Below are 12744 nucleotides of genomic sequence, written 5' to 3' on the forward strand. Positions count from 1 at the left end.
GTTACTTCCTTCTCTCGTCGGTTACCAGGGCAGTCCCCAGCCCTTGCGAGCGCGGCCCTGAATGCGGCACTAGAGTACCATCGGTCACCGCCAGGGATAGGAACCGTGCAGCAGAACCCGGCCAACGGCACCCCGGTTCAGGCCCGGACGAAAGGATTCTCGCGCATTTCGTCCCCCAGCCGCGTATCCGGGCCGTGGCCGGTCACCACGGTTGCTTCTTCATCCAGCGAGTAGAGCCGCTGCTTGATGGAGCGCTCGATGGTGGCGTAGTCACCACCCCACAGATCGGTGCGCCCGATGCCGCGGCGGAACAGGGTGTCGCCCGCGATCAGCAATTTGGCGTCGGCGAACCAGAAGCTCATGGATCCCGGCGTATGCCCCGGCGTGTGCAATGCCACGCCACAGCCACAGGCCAGCTCCTCATCGTCGCTCAGCCACTGATCGGGCGCTGGCACCGGACGGTAAGGCACGCCGAACATGCGGCACTGCATCTCCAGGCTGTCCCAGAGCACCTGATCGGCCTTGTGCAGATGGAGCGTGGCGCCGGTCTTCTCCTTCATCGAGCCGGATGCGAGGAAGTGGTCCAGGTGCGCATGGGTATGGATGATGCTCACCACCTTCAGGCCATGGGCGTCGAGTCGCGCCATGATCAGTTCAGGATCGCCACCCGGATCGACCAAGATGGCTTTCTTGCTGACAGGATCGCCAATGATCGTGCAGTTGCACTGCAAAGGGCCGACGGGGAAGGTTTCGCGAATCAGCATCGGTTGGGTGGCAGCCATGACGTCCTCGGGTGCTTGGCAATCTCTCGCTGCGCGGGCGCGCAGGAAGGGCAGCTTGCCGAGTGGGCAGGCTTCAGGCAACTGCCGGGATCGACATCGATGAATGCCCGCCGCGATGGTTCAGGCCGATCGCGACGGTGATCACCTGGTATCAGGGCGCCCGGCAAATCCGTGGACGGCCCCTACCGGGCGTTGAGCCGATACGCGACCTCGGTTCAGCTGAGCGAGGTCTGCTCGGCGCTCCCCTCTTTCTGCCAACGCGCGATTTCGCTGCGGATGCGCTTCTTGTCCAGCTTGCCGACGCTGGTCTTGGGAATCTCGCTGACCACCGCGATCTGCTGCGGGATCGCCCACTTGTTGATGTGCCCCTCGGCCACCGCCGGCTCAAGGAAGGTCTGCAAGTCGGCAGCGCTCAGTTCGCGGCCTTCGCCCAGCACCACCAGGGCAAAGGGTCGCTCACCCCAGCGCTCGTCCGGCACACCAACCACGGCGACATCGCGCACCGCCTCATGACGGCTGATCAGCCCTTCAAGGGTGAGGGAGGACAGCCACTCACCACCGGTCTTGATCACATCCTTGATGCGGTCGCGGATCTCGATATTGGCCATCTCGTCGATCACCGCGACGTCGCCGGTGTGCAGCCAGCCATCAGCCCACAGCTCTTCGCTCTTCTCCGGCTCGTTGTAATAGCCTTGGGTCAGCCAGGGTGCACGCAGCACCAGCTCGCCCTGGGAGCTCCCATCCGCCGGCAGGAAGCTGCCGTCCGCCGCCTGAATCGCCGCATCGACCAGCACCACCGGGACGCCGGCCTTGAGGTGGAAGGTACTGCGGGTGTCTTCGTCGGCCTCGAGCAGCTCGTCGTTGATGTGCGCGCCGGAAATCAGCGGGCAGGTCTCGGACATGCCGTAGGCAGCGATCAGGTTCATGCCACGGGCCTTGGCCTGGTCATACAGGCCGCGGGTCAGCGCACTGCCGCCAATGGTGATCTTCCAGCCCTTGAAATCGGTGCCCTGCGCCGCCTTGGCGTTGAGCAGCATCTGCACGATGGTCGGCACGCAATGGGAGAAAGTCACCTGCTCACGGCGCCACAGGTCGATCAGGTACTCGGGATCGTAACGCCCGGGATAGACCTGCTTGAGGCCGAGCATGGTGGCGACGTAGGGCAAACCCCAGGCATGCACATGGAACATCGGCGTGATCGGCATGTAGACGTCGTCCGAGCCCATCAGCCGAGGATTCTCCCGGCAGCCGACCGTCACTGCCGCAGCCAGGGTGTGCAGCACCAGCTGGCGATGGGTGAAGTAGACGCCCTTGGGGTTTCCGGTGGTGCCGGTGGTGTAGAAGGTCGTGGCGACCGAGTCCTCGTCGAAATCGGGAAAGTCGTAGCTCGGCTCGGCGGCAGCCAGCAGGCTTTCGTACTCGCCGACGCAATCCGGCAGGCCGGCGTCGTGCACGTCGCCATCGGTGAGCAGCAGCGTCTTCTGCACGGTGGTCAGCTGCCCGGCAATCGCCTGGTACAGCGGCACGAACTCGCTGTTGACCAGCACGAAGCGGTCATCGGCGTGATTCATGGTGTAAAGGATCTGGTCCGGCGAGAGCCGCACGTTGATGGTATGCACCACGGCGCCAATCATAGGAATGGCGAACATGCATTCCAGATAGCGGTGGCTGTCCCAGTCCATCACCGCCACGGTGTCACCTGCCTTCACGCCGGCTGCAGTCAGCACGTTGGCCAACCGCGCGACACGTTGATTCAGGGTGCGGTAGTCGTAACGCAGCTGGTCACGGTAGACGATCTCGCGGGTGCGCTCGTAGCGCACGCCGGACAACAGCAGGCGCTTGATCAGCAGAGGGTACTGGTAAGCGTTCGCCGCGGGCTTGATGACACGGGTCTGCAGCATGAGGGGCATCCTGTTCTTGTTGGAGTTGTAAACAGCACTCTAGAGCGTCCGCCCCCAGGCAAAATCAGTCCAAAGGATTATTTTCCGCGCACCTCGTTTCAGCGTGTTAACCGATCTCGCTTACCGCCAGGCGTACACCAAGGCCGATCAGCACGGCGCCGGTCAGCCTGTCGAACCAGTGGCCCATTCGCGCAAACCCAGCACGCACGCGGCCTCGGCTGAACAGCCAGGCCACCAGCAGAAACCACAGCGCGGTGGCACCGGCGAGGTAGACGCCGTAACCGGCCTGCACCCACAGTGGCGTATCGGCGCTGATCACGACCGTGAATAGCGAGAGGAAGAACAGCGTGGCCTTGGGATTCAGGCCATTGGTGACGAAGCCGACGACGAACGCCTGCCAGGGTGAGCGATCCGACGTGGTGTCGACCTCGTCTGCCGTATCCAGGCTCATGGGTCGTGCACGCAGCGCGCGCCAGCCGAGATAGAGCAGATAGCCTGCAGCCAGCCACTTGAAGAGGTTGAACAGCACAATCGACTGCGAGACGATCAGGCCGATACCGAGCAGGGAATAGGCGACGTGGACGAATATCCCGCAGCCGACGCCCAGCGCCGTCCAGCTTCCGACACGGCGTCCCTGGGTCACGCTTTCGCGGACCACCACCGCGAAATCCGGTCCCGGGCTGGCCACCGCGAGCAGATGCACCAGCGCCACGGTCATAAATTCCATCCAGTACACAATCCAGTCTCCACGCAATGCCGGGCTTCATTGTCGATCAGCCCCGGCTTCTTCGAAAGGTACAGTTGATGTCCAGTCGCGCCGTTTTCCTCGATCTTTCCCCACTCGAACAAGGCGACCTCGATCTGACCCCGCTGCAGGACGCGTTCAGCGAACTCGTGTGTCATGAGCAAAGCACAGCGGATCAGATTGTCGAGCGTCTGCGCGGCGCGCAGGTGGCCATCGTCAACAAGGTCGCGCTGAGTGCAGACACCCTGGCGGCCTGCCCCGATCTCAAGCTGATCCTGGTGTCTGCCACCGGAGTCAACAACATCGACCTGCAGGCCGCTGGCGAGCGCGGCATCGTGGTCTGCAACTGCCAGGCCTACGGCACCCCGACCGTGGCCCAGCACACCCTGATGTTGCTGCTGGCACTGGCCACGCGCCTGCCCGACTACCAAGCGGCCGTCGCCCGCGGCCGCTGGCAGGAAAGCGGTCAGTTCTGCCTGCTGGACTTTCCCATCGTCGAGCTGGAAGGCAAGACCCTCGGCCTGCTCGGCCACGGCGAACTCGGCAGCGCGGTGTCTCGATTGGCCGAGGCGCTTGGTATGCGCGTGCTGGTCGGCAACCTGCCGGGACGGCCGAAGCGCCCGGAACGCGTGGATCTGGACGAACTGCTGCCGCAGGTGGATGCAGTGACACTGCACTGCCCGCTGACGGAGCAGACGCGCAATCTGATCGGTGCGCGCGAGCTGCAACTGATGAAGCCGAGCGCCTTCCTGATCAACGCCGCCCGTGGTGGTCTGGTCGATGAGCAGGCATTGGCCGATGCCCTGCGCCGCGGTCACCTGGGTGGTGCCGCCACCGACGTTCTGACCAGCGAGCCGCCGAGCGACGACAACCCGCTGCTGGACCCGAGCCTGCCCCGCCTGATCATCACCCCACACAGCGCCTGGGGCAGCCGCGAGGCGCGCCAGCGCATCGTCGGCCAGCTCGCAGAGAACGCAACGGCCTTCTTTGCCGGCGCACCAATTCGGCAGGTGAACTGAGCACCGGCCCAGGGGCTGGGCGTCCCGGCTTGCGAGAAAACGCCGATAGCCCCTAAGCTCCCCGACTTTTTCCGGGAGACGCCAATGGACCCTCGAAGCGAAGTGCTGCTGCGTCAGGCCGAGCTGTTTCAAGGCCGGCTACTGCTGGCCGGGCCGCCCGCCGACGACCTGCTGGGTCAGCTTCCCGCCGCGGTTGGCTGGAGCTGGCATGCAGGCGAGCAGCAATTGCTGGACCGTCGCTTCGGCGGGCGTTGCAGCTTTGGCGTCGCACCGGTACCGGGCGAGTTCGACGCCGCCGTGCTGTTCCTGCCGAAATCCCGCGAACTCACCGACTATCTGCTGCAAACGCTGGCGGCGCGCCTCAACGGACGGCCGCTGTATCTGGTCGGCGAGAAACGTGCCGGCGTCGAGCGCGCCGCCAGGCAACTGGCCGGGTTAGGCCGCGCACGCAAGCTCGACAGCGCCCGCCATTGCCAGCTCTGGCAGGTAATGGTCGAGCAGGCACCTGCTGCTCCCGAACTGGACGCCCTGGCACACCATTTCACCCTCGAACTGGCGGACGGCCCGTTGCAGGTCATCAGCCTGCCCGGCGTGTTCAGCCATGGTCGCCTGGATGTCGGCAGCGCCCTGCTGCTCGAGCATCTCGATGACCTCCCAAGTGGGCGCGTGCTCGACTTCGGCTGTGGGGCCGGCATTCTCGGCGCCACGCTCAAGCGTCGCTATCCGCAAAGCAATCTGCTGCTGCTGGATGTGGACGCCTTCGCCATCGAGAGCAGCCGCAGGACGCTCGCCGCGAACGGACTCGAAGCTGAAGTGATTGCCGGGGATGGCATCGACGCCGCGCCACGACACCTGGCGGCGATCGTCAGCAACCCGCCGTTCCACCAAGGCGTGCACACCAGCTACCGGGCCAGCGAGGCGCTGATCGAGCGCGCCGCCGAGCACCTGGTCAGCGGTGGCGAGCTGCGCCTGGTAGCCAACGCGTTCCTCAGGTATCCCCCCTTGGTCGAGCAGCATCTTGGCCCCTGTCACACGCTTGCCGAGCGCGACGGCTTCCGTATCTACCGCGCCGTGCGCCCCTGATGCCAGCGACCGGCGGTTGCACCGACCGGCCGGTTGCGGCAAACTCGCCGCCGTCCTTGGGGGAGTAGTCTCCGACGAGCGCCCTGCTCGTCCGGCATGCGTCAACATACTTGGTCCGCAGACCATGGCGCATGCGACCGGCCAGCGCGTAACGATACGCCAGGCCAGGTTTGACAAGACCCATGACATGTACACCTGACCCGGGCGGGCAGGCTGCGCATGTCATGGTGAATCTGTCGACCCGCCCTAAAGGAATGCCGCTTGGAATCGTTTTTCGTCCCCACCCTGATCGTTGCGCTCGCCGAAATCGGCGACAAGACGCAGTTGCTCGCGCTGCTGCTGGCGGCGCGTTATCGGCGACCGTGGCCGATAATCTGGGGCATCGTCGTCGCTACACTGGCCAACCATGCCGCCGCCGGCGCGGTCGGCAGCTGGGTATCGAGCCTGCTTTCGCCGGTGGCGCTGAGCTGGATACTGGCGGCAAGCTTCGCCGCGGTCGCGCTGTGGACGCTGGTGCCGGACAAACTGGATGACGACGATGCCAAGCTGGGCCGCGCCTACGGCCCCTTCGTCGCGACAACGATCGCCTTCTTCATTGCCGAGATGGGCGACAAGACCCAGGTCGCGACGGTGATGCTCGCCGCACAGTATCCGGAATTCATTCTGGTCATCCTCGGCACCACGGTCGGCATGCTGCTGGCCAATGTTCCGGTGGTGCTGATCAGCCACTTCGCCGCCGACCGCCTGCCGTTGACGCTGATCCGCCGGGTCGCCGCGGCCGGCTTTGCCGCACTCGCGCTGTACGCCGGCTATCAGGCGCTGTCCATGAGCACGATTGTCTCAGGCTGATACCCAGCGCAAATCTGCGCCACCGGGGAGCTGATAGAGTGCGCTACCGCAGCGCACATCAGCGCCCCCGAGGAGATCAGGCTGCATGTCAGCGGATGGACGCAAGAAACGAGTCTGCAACCATATCGATCTGAGCTGGAACAAGGGCCGCCTGGCCCTTTCCGAACAGATGCAGAGCAAGTATTTCGCCTACAAGGGTTCATTCATCGGCCAGCCGCTGAACAGCGCAGGTTTCGCCGAGCTCGTGCGCAATGTGCGTACAGCCATGCCGGATCTGGAAGTGGTGGTGGATGAGTGCATATGCGAGGGCCACAAGGTGGTCACCTCAAGCACTGTGATGGGAACGCTGGCGACGCCGCTGTTCGGGTACTCGGTCGCCGACAAGATTCTCGCCATTGCCGTGATGAGCGTCTGGACGCTGAACCCGGCTGGCGATATCGAGGAAATCCACACGCTCATCGACCTCGAAGGCGTGCATCAGCAACTGGGTATCGAGACACCCCTTTCGATGCTGCTGTCGCCGGCCTGAACGGCCGGCGACAGGTCATCGCTCAACGGCCGCTGCGGGCCTGTTCGTAGAGCGGCATCACTTTCGGAATATTCGTCTTCAACGCCGCGGTGCGGGTGGTGGACGACGGGTGCGTGCTCATGAACTCGGGCGGTGCCGAACCACCGGCCGAAGCCATCTTCTCCCACAGCGTGATCGCTGCATTCGGGTTGTAGCCCGCGCGCGCCGCGAGCTCCAGGCCGATCAGATCCGCTTCGTTCTCGTTGCCGCGGCTGTTGGGCAGCGTCATCAGATATTCCACACCCATGTTCGCCAGTTGCAGGCCGCCGGTACCGACGCCCATGGCCGACCCCAGCTGCGTCGCCATCTGCACGCCATAGGCCTTGGACATGGCTTCGCGACCGTGCTCGCGCAATGCGTGGGCGATCTCGTGGCCCATCACGGCCGCGATCTCGTCGTCGGTGAGCTTCAGCTTCTCGATCAGGCCGGTGTAGAAGATGATCTTGCCGCCCGGGCCGCAGTTGGCGTTAAGCTCCGGGCTGTCGATGACGTTGACCTCCCAGTTCCATTGCGCGGCATCGGGGCGGAACACCGGCACCTTGGCGATCAGCCGCTGGGCAATACCGTTGACCCGCTTGGTGATTGCGCTGTTTTTCTCCAGCACACCCTTGCTTGACGCCGCACTGAGCGTCTCTTGATAAGACTGGGCGTACATCTGGTTGACCTGCTCGGTCGACAGCATGCTGAACATGTACTGCTTGCGGTCGACGCCTACGGCGCCGCCGCTGGTGGTGTTGACGGCCTGACAGCCCGCCAGCACGGCAGCGGCGACCAACAGCGACAATCTGTGCGGCTTGAACATCGAGTCTCTCCGGAAAACCTGCGCCGTATCCTAGGGTCTGTTCCCGTTTCGTCGCAAGCCACGTTGCTGCGCCAAATGGCGCCATGGCCGGGCGGCGTTCCGCAGGCGCGGGACGCAGGTAATGGTGGTTCCCTTGCCAAGTCCCGCAACGCCGCATGGCGCCATTTGCCGCGCAACCCGCAGGGCCGGGCGGCGCGGCCGCGTACGAAACGGGAACAAACCCTATCGCGGACCCACCTGTCAGGCAACCGAACGTACCGCTGCAGTTGTCGCAAAACCTGCCGATAGCCTCCTTATCCGCTGCGCAATTGGAGTTCCGCACATGTTCAGATCCATCCAGACCGCCTTCGCCGCATTGGCCGGCGCCTGCACCCTGGCCGTGATCGCCGCACTTCTGCTGTATGCGATGGTTTCCGGAATGCGCAGCCAGGCGCTGGTCGAGGAGCGGACCCGTTCGCTGATCGACGGCATGGTCGAGCAGCGCGTCACTGCCCTCGCCCAGACCCAGGTCAGCCGCATCCAGGCACAACTCCAGGCCCCCCTGCAGATCGCCACCGGCCTCGCTCGAGTACACACCCTGACCGGCCTCAGCGATAACGAAGGGATGCCGATGGCCAACCTGACGCGCGAAGAGCTGATCAATCTGGCGCGACAGACCCTGCTCGAGAACCCCAATCTGACCAGCACCTACATCGCCTGGGAGCCCAACGGCGTGGACGTCAACGACGTCATGTACCGCGGCGACGCCCCGGGCATGGTCGACGGCCGCTTCGCCAGCTGGATCTACCGCGACGCCAGCGGCCAGATGGTGGTCGACAAGCTCACCGACATCGAGGACACCCGCCTGCTGGAAACCGGCGTGCGCGCCGGCGAGTACTACCTCTGCCCGCGCGAGCAGCTCAAGCCCTGCGTAGGCGATCCAGCACCCTACGAGATGAATGGCAAGACGTCGCTGCTGTCGTCGTTCAATGCGCCGATCATAATCGAGGGCAAGTTCCACGGTATCGTCGGCGCGGACATCAGCGTCGACTTCATCCAACAGCTGCTGAGCGAGGCCAACGCCCAGCTCTACGGTGGCGTCGGCCAGATCGCGCTGATCTCCAACAACGGCCGCCTTGCCGCCTACAGCCGCGACACCAGCCTTATCGGCAAGCCCGCCGCACAGATACTCGACGCCGAGGAGCAGGCACTGGTCAAGCAGTTGCCGGCCGGTCAGACCCACTATCGAATCGATCAGGCCCGTGGCCGCGTAGCGCTGTTCCTGCCGTTTTCCTTTGCCGGCACCGAGGCCCGCTGGGTGCTGATGCTGGAGCTGCCGACCGCCGAGGTGATGAAGGAGTTGGACCAGTTGATGGTCGCCCTCGCCGACGAAAGCCGCAGCAGCCTTGCCACCATGCTGGTCATCGGTGTGCTGATCGGCCTCGCCGGTCTGCTGGCGATCTGGCTGATCAGCCGCCGCATCACCCGCCCGCTGCGCGAAATGGTGGTCATGCTGGACAACATCGGCCAGGGCGAAGGCGACCTGACCCAGCGCCTGAACATCGACAGTCGCAACGAGCTAGGCCAGATCGCTGCCGGCTTCAACGCCTTCCTCGCGCGCCTGCAGGGCATGATCGGCGAGGTCGTCAGCTCGGTGCAGAAAGTGAGCGATGCCTCCGAGCACACCGCCGACATCGCCATCCGCACCGACAAGGGCGTGCAGACCCAGCTGGCGGAAATCGAGCTGGTGGCCACTGCCGTGCACGAAATGACCGCCACCGCCCAGGACGTGGCGCGCAACGCGACCCAGGCCGCCGAAGCCGCCAACAATGCCGATCGCGCGGCCAATCAGGGCCGGCACATCGTGCAGGACACCGGCTCGACCATCACCGAACTGGCCGACGAGATCGGCCGCGCGGTGGAGGTGGTGCAGACGCTGGCCCGCGACAGCGAGAACATCGACGCCATCCTGGTGACCATTCGCAGCATTGCCGAGCAAACCAACCTGCTCGCCCTCAACGCGGCAATCGAGGCGGCCCGCGCCGGCGAGCAGGGACGCGGCTTCGCCGTCGTGGCCGACGAGGTCCGCAACCTGGCGCAGAAGACGCAGCAGGCGACCGGCGAGATCCAGCAGATGATCCAGCAGCTGCAGAACGGCACGCGGGATGTGGTGCAGGTGATGGAGCAGAGTCAGAGCCGCACCCAACGCAGCGTCGAGCAGGCGGATGCCGCCGCCGAGGCGCTGCAGGCGATCACCCAGGCGGTCTCGCTGATCAACGACATGAACAACCAGATCGCCAGTGCCGCCGAGGAGCAGAGCGCGGTGGCCGAAGACATCAACCGCAACGTCACCAACATCGGTCAGGTCGCGCAGGAAGTTGCCGGTGGCGCCGAGGAAGCCAGCCAGGCCAGTGCCGGGTTGACGCGCCTGGCCGAACAGCAGCGTCGCCTGATCAACCAGTTCAGGGTGTGACGACGACGTAGCCGCGCCGGTTCATGCCGGCGTGAGGCACTCCGGCCCGTCGATACGCGGGTCATTCACCACGGTTGCCAGTGGGCGCTCACGCAAGGCTGGCTGAGGCTGGGCCAGCAGCGCCTGCAATGTCTCGAGCGGTGTTTCGGGATCAAGCCAGGCGGCCTGCCCGGCTTCATCAAGCATCAGTGGCCGACGCAGCGTAGCCGCGGGCAGCGTCACCACGGCGGCGCTCAGATACGTATGACCCTGTACCGGATAGGCTTCCCAGAGTGCGGCGAAATAGCCGAGCGAGCCTTCGCTGGTCATCCAGTACGGGCGCTTGCGCGCCGCGCCACGCCACTCGTAGAAGCCGTTGGCCGGCAGCAACCCGCGGCGCAGGCGAAACGCCTCGCGAAACATAGGCTGTTCGCTGATGGTTTCTGCCCGAGCCTGGGCAGGGGTGCGCGTCAGATCGGTAAGCCAGGCCGGGGTCAGCCCCCAGCGCACGCGGCTGAGCTGCAACTGCGCATCGACCTGACGCAGCAGCAGCACCGAAGCGCCAGGCGCGAGGCTCCAGTGCGGTTGCTGATCAGAGGGGAAGCCGGGCAAGGCAGCGAAGTCCTGGCTCCAGCGGAAAAGGGCGTAGCGACCGCACATAAAAAGACTCGTCAGCAGATCAGTTCGCCGGGGTAACTCTCCGGTTCATCGCCCGGCAACGGCTCGGCGCCATTGTACGCAGCGATCAGCTGACGTGCCCGCTCGGCATCCGCATCCGCAACCATCAGTCCGAGCAGCCCGGCCGCCGGCAGCTCGCCCATGGCGCCGATCAGATGACTACCCGCCAGGAATGCCTCAATGCCCTCGGCAATCAACATGCCGCTGAGCATCTCCGCCTCCAGCAGATCGCGCGGCTCGTAGATACGCCGCATCATTCGTCCTCCCCGCGGGTTTCCAGCTGCCACTGCTCACCGTCCGTACGCAGATCGAAGACGATCGGCCGGCAGCACACGGCGCAGTCCTCGATGTACTGCTGATCGCCCGCGCTGAGATCGAGGACGGCCTCGACCGGCTCGCCGCAATAAGGGCAATGAAAGAGCTGTGTTTCCAGCATCGGTCCTCCGCGTGACTTGTCGCTATAATCGCCGTCTTTAAAGGTCGCTGATTCGAACCTTTAGAAGACCGACTCGGTGTGTCCCGCAATTGGGCACCCTGGGCCGCAAGCAGGATTTCACAGGCATGAGGCGAAACGGCCGTTTACTCGATGAGTATGAGCCAGCCGGCTCCGGTCCGTTCCGCAAATTGCCTGCCCATCCGTTGCAGGCCCGTTCCTCGTTTCCTTTACAGAGAGCATGATGGACGAATTCGAAGCCATCCGACCCTACGCCGACGCCGAAGTACCGCTGGTCATGGCGCGCCTGTTCGCCGATCGCGAGTTTCTCGACATTCTGGCGCACTTCCGTTTCCCGCGACTGGCCGACAGCATGGGCTGGCTGATCAAGCCAGTCATTTCGCGGAGGTTGCGCAAGCAGTTCGCCAGTATCCGCACGGTAGACGCACTGCAGCACAAGATCGAGGCCTACATCGACCGCACGATCGAACGCGCTACCGACGGCGTGACCTTTTCCGGCCTGGAGCAGCTCCAGCAGGGACGAGCCTATCTATTCCTGGCCAACCACCGCGACATCGTCATGGACCCGGCGTTCGTCAACTATGCGGTCTATCAGGCCGGCATCCGCACGCCGCGCATCGCCATCGGCGACAACCTGCTGCAGCGCCCCTTCGTCAGCGACCTGATGCGTCTGAACAAGAGCTTCATCGTGCGCCGCTCCATCAGCGGGCGGCGCGAGAAGCTGGCGGCTTACCAGGTGCTGTCGGCGTACATCAACCATTCGATCCGCAACGATGGCGAGTCGGTGTGGATAGCCCAGGCCGAAGGGCGCGCGAAGGATGGGGACGACCGCACCGATTCGGCGATCCTCAAGATGCTGCACATGAGCCGCAAGGACGAGGCGTTCGCGGACGCACTGGCGGCACTGCGCCCGGTGCCGGTGGCGATCAGCTATGAATACGACCCATGCGACCAGGCCAAGGCCCGCGAGCTATACATCCGCGCCACCACCGGCACCTATACCAAGGCACCGGGCGAGGACGACGCGAGCATTGCCCTGGGCATCACCGGCTACAAGGGACGCGTGCACATCGCCTTCGGCACGCCCATGGAGCGCGCGCCCGAAGATTCCAAGCAGATGGCCCTGGCGCTGGACCGCCAGATTCTCGGCAGCTATCGACTGTTCCCGGTGCACTACCTCGCGTACCGCCTCTGGGACAACCGTGATCCGGATATCCAGGTGCCCAGTGCCGCCGAGCTGTTCAGTCGCGAGGAAGTGGAGCGCGCCGAAGCCGAATGGAGCAAGCGTCTGGCCGCCTGCCCGAGCGTGCAGCAGCCCTATCTGATTCAGCAGTACGCCATGCCGGTGCGCAATCAGTACCGGCTCAACGCCGGTCTGGAACCCTGAACCCATAAGGCCCGCAGTACCTGATCTGCGGACCCTTCAGCGAAC

The 12744-nt window shown here is 64.7% G+C and carries 13 protein-coding genes and 1 riboswitch; of the genes, 6 read left to right on the forward strand and 7 right to left on the reverse strand.

Going from position 1 to position 12744, the window contains the following annotated elements; all coding sequences use genetic code 11:
- Positions 1–137: 137 nt before the first annotated feature.
- From LW136_RS16680 to LW136_RS16690, 3 genes are all read right to left on the reverse strand, one after another.
- The gene (locus tag LW136_RS16680; RefSeq protein ID WP_234173217.1) at positions 138–782 is read right to left on the reverse strand and encodes an MBL fold metallo-hydrolase; all 645 of its coding nucleotides are present in this window, start codon (positions 780–782) and stop codon (positions 138–140) included.
- Between the two features lie 215 nt (positions 783–997).
- Positions 998–2683 (reverse strand): fatty acid--CoA ligase, encoded by a 1686-nt coding sequence (locus LW136_RS16685; RefSeq protein WP_046618011.1) that lies wholly within the window; start codon positions 2681–2683, stop codon positions 998–1000.
- 106 nt (positions 2684–2789) lie between these two features.
- Positions 2790–3419: a LysE family translocator gene (locus tag LW136_RS16690; protein ID WP_031297223.1), complete on the reverse strand. Its 630-nt coding sequence runs from the start codon at positions 3417–3419 to the stop codon at positions 2790–2792.
- A 68-nt stretch (positions 3420–3487) separates the two neighbouring features.
- On the opposite strand from LW136_RS16690, the gene LW136_RS16695 reads away from it, so the two are divergent.
- The 4 genes from LW136_RS16695 to LW136_RS16710 all read left to right on the forward strand — a co-directional run bounded on the left by LW136_RS16695 (position 3488) and on the right by LW136_RS16710 (position 6908).
- Positions 3488–4447: a 2-hydroxyacid dehydrogenase gene (locus LW136_RS16695; RefSeq protein ID WP_234173218.1), complete on the forward strand. Its 960-nt coding sequence runs from the start codon at positions 3488–3490 to the stop codon at positions 4445–4447.
- 84 nt (positions 4448–4531) lie between these two features.
- Positions 4532–5530, forward strand: coding sequence for a class I SAM-dependent methyltransferase (locus LW136_RS16700; protein ID WP_234173219.1), 999 nt, complete (start codon positions 4532–4534; stop codon positions 5528–5530).
- A 54-nt stretch (positions 5531–5584) separates the two neighbouring features.
- A riboswitch (yybP-ykoY riboswitch) is annotated at positions 5585–5701 on the forward strand.
- Between the two features lie 90 nt (positions 5702–5791).
- Positions 5792–6379 carry a TMEM165/GDT1 family protein gene (locus tag LW136_RS16705; protein ID WP_014821310.1) on the forward strand — a complete coding sequence of 196 codons (588 nt, stop codon included), beginning with the start codon at positions 5792–5794 and terminating at the stop codon, positions 6377–6379.
- An 85-nt stretch (positions 6380–6464) separates the two neighbouring features.
- Positions 6465–6908 (forward strand): ester cyclase, encoded by a 444-nt coding sequence (locus LW136_RS16710; protein ID WP_014821311.1) that lies wholly within the window; start codon positions 6465–6467, stop codon positions 6906–6908.
- Between the two features lie 22 nt (positions 6909–6930).
- Here LW136_RS16710 and LW136_RS16715 read toward each other — a convergent pair whose 3' ends face one another.
- Positions 6931–7749: a M48 family metallopeptidase gene (locus LW136_RS16715; RefSeq protein WP_014821312.1), complete on the reverse strand. Its 819-nt coding sequence runs from the start codon at positions 7747–7749 to the stop codon at positions 6931–6933.
- Positions 7750–8071: 322 nt separating this feature from the next.
- On the opposite strand from LW136_RS16715, the gene LW136_RS16720 reads away from it, so the two are divergent.
- Positions 8072–10201, forward strand: a complete 2130-nt coding sequence (locus tag LW136_RS16720) for a methyl-accepting chemotaxis protein (RefSeq protein ID WP_044316266.1) — start codon at positions 8072–8074, stop codon at positions 10199–10201.
- A gap of 21 nt (positions 10202–10222) precedes the next feature.
- Here the strand turns inward: LW136_RS16720 and LW136_RS16725 are convergent, their stop codons facing one another.
- From LW136_RS16725 to LW136_RS16735, 3 genes are read right to left on the reverse strand one after another with little or no spacing between them, the layout of a single operon-like run.
- Positions 10223–10840 carry an SOS response-associated peptidase gene (locus LW136_RS16725; protein ID WP_044316267.1) on the reverse strand — a complete coding sequence of 206 codons (618 nt, stop codon included), beginning with the start codon at positions 10838–10840 and terminating at the stop codon, positions 10223–10225.
- 11 nt (positions 10841–10851) lie between these two features.
- A complete protein-coding gene (locus LW136_RS16730; RefSeq protein ID WP_014821315.1) occupies positions 10852–11112 on the reverse strand; it encodes a putative signal transducing protein in 261 nt (86 codons plus the stop codon).
- Complete coding sequence (locus tag LW136_RS16735) at positions 11112–11294, reverse strand: CPXCG motif-containing cysteine-rich protein (RefSeq protein WP_003302744.1); 183 nt, start codon at positions 11292–11294, stop codon at positions 11112–11114. Before LW136_RS16735 ends, LW136_RS16730 begins: the two co-directional genes overlap by 1 nt.
- A 238-nt stretch (positions 11295–11532) precedes the next feature.
- Here LW136_RS16735 and LW136_RS16740 point away from each other — a divergent pair, with 238 nt between their 5' ends.
- Positions 11533–12699, forward strand: coding sequence for a 1-acyl-sn-glycerol-3-phosphate acyltransferase (locus tag LW136_RS16740; RefSeq protein ID WP_044316268.1), 1167 nt, complete (start codon positions 11533–11535; stop codon positions 12697–12699).
- Positions 12700–12744: the final 45 nt, after the last annotated feature.

The organism is Stutzerimonas kunmingensis, from assembly GCF_021432085.1.
Classification (GTDB): domain Bacteria; phylum Pseudomonadota; class Gammaproteobacteria; order Pseudomonadales; family Pseudomonadaceae; genus Stutzerimonas.

Coding starts and splice junctions, on each gene's coding strand:
- LW136_RS16700 (WP_234173219.1), top strand. CDS start 4,532: ATGGACCCTCGAAGCGAAGTGCTGCTGCGTCAGGCCGAGCTGTTTCAA.
- LW136_RS16720 (WP_044316266.1), top strand. CDS start 8,072: ATGTTCAGATCCATCCAGACCGCCTTCGCCGCATTGGCCGGCGCCTGC.
- LW136_RS16730 (WP_014821315.1), bottom strand. CDS start 11,112: ATGCGGCGTATCTACGAGCCGCGCGATCTGCTGGAGGCGGAGATGCTC.
- LW136_RS16680 (WP_234173217.1), bottom strand. CDS start 782: ATGGCTGCCACCCAACCGATGCTGATTCGCGAAACCTTCCCCGTCGGC.
- LW136_RS16710 (WP_014821311.1), top strand. CDS start 6,465: ATGTCAGCGGATGGACGCAAGAAACGAGTCTGCAACCATATCGATCTG.
- LW136_RS16695 (WP_234173218.1), top strand. CDS start 3,488: ATGTCCAGTCGCGCCGTTTTCCTCGATCTTTCCCCACTCGAACAAGGC.
- LW136_RS16735 (WP_003302744.1), bottom strand. CDS start 11,294: ATGCTGGAAACACAGCTCTTTCATTGCCCTTATTGCGGCGAGCCGGTC.
- LW136_RS16685 (WP_046618011.1), bottom strand. CDS start 2,683: ATGCTGCAGACCCGTGTCATCAAGCCCGCGGCGAACGCTTACCAGTAC.
- LW136_RS16715 (WP_014821312.1), bottom strand. CDS start 7,749: ATGTTCAAGCCGCACAGATTGTCGCTGTTGGTCGCCGCTGCCGTGCTG.
- LW136_RS16725 (WP_044316267.1), bottom strand. CDS start 10,840: ATGTGCGGTCGCTACGCCCTTTTCCGCTGGAGCCAGGACTTCGCTGCC.
- LW136_RS16740 (WP_044316268.1), top strand. CDS start 11,533: ATGATGGACGAATTCGAAGCCATCCGACCCTACGCCGACGCCGAAGTA.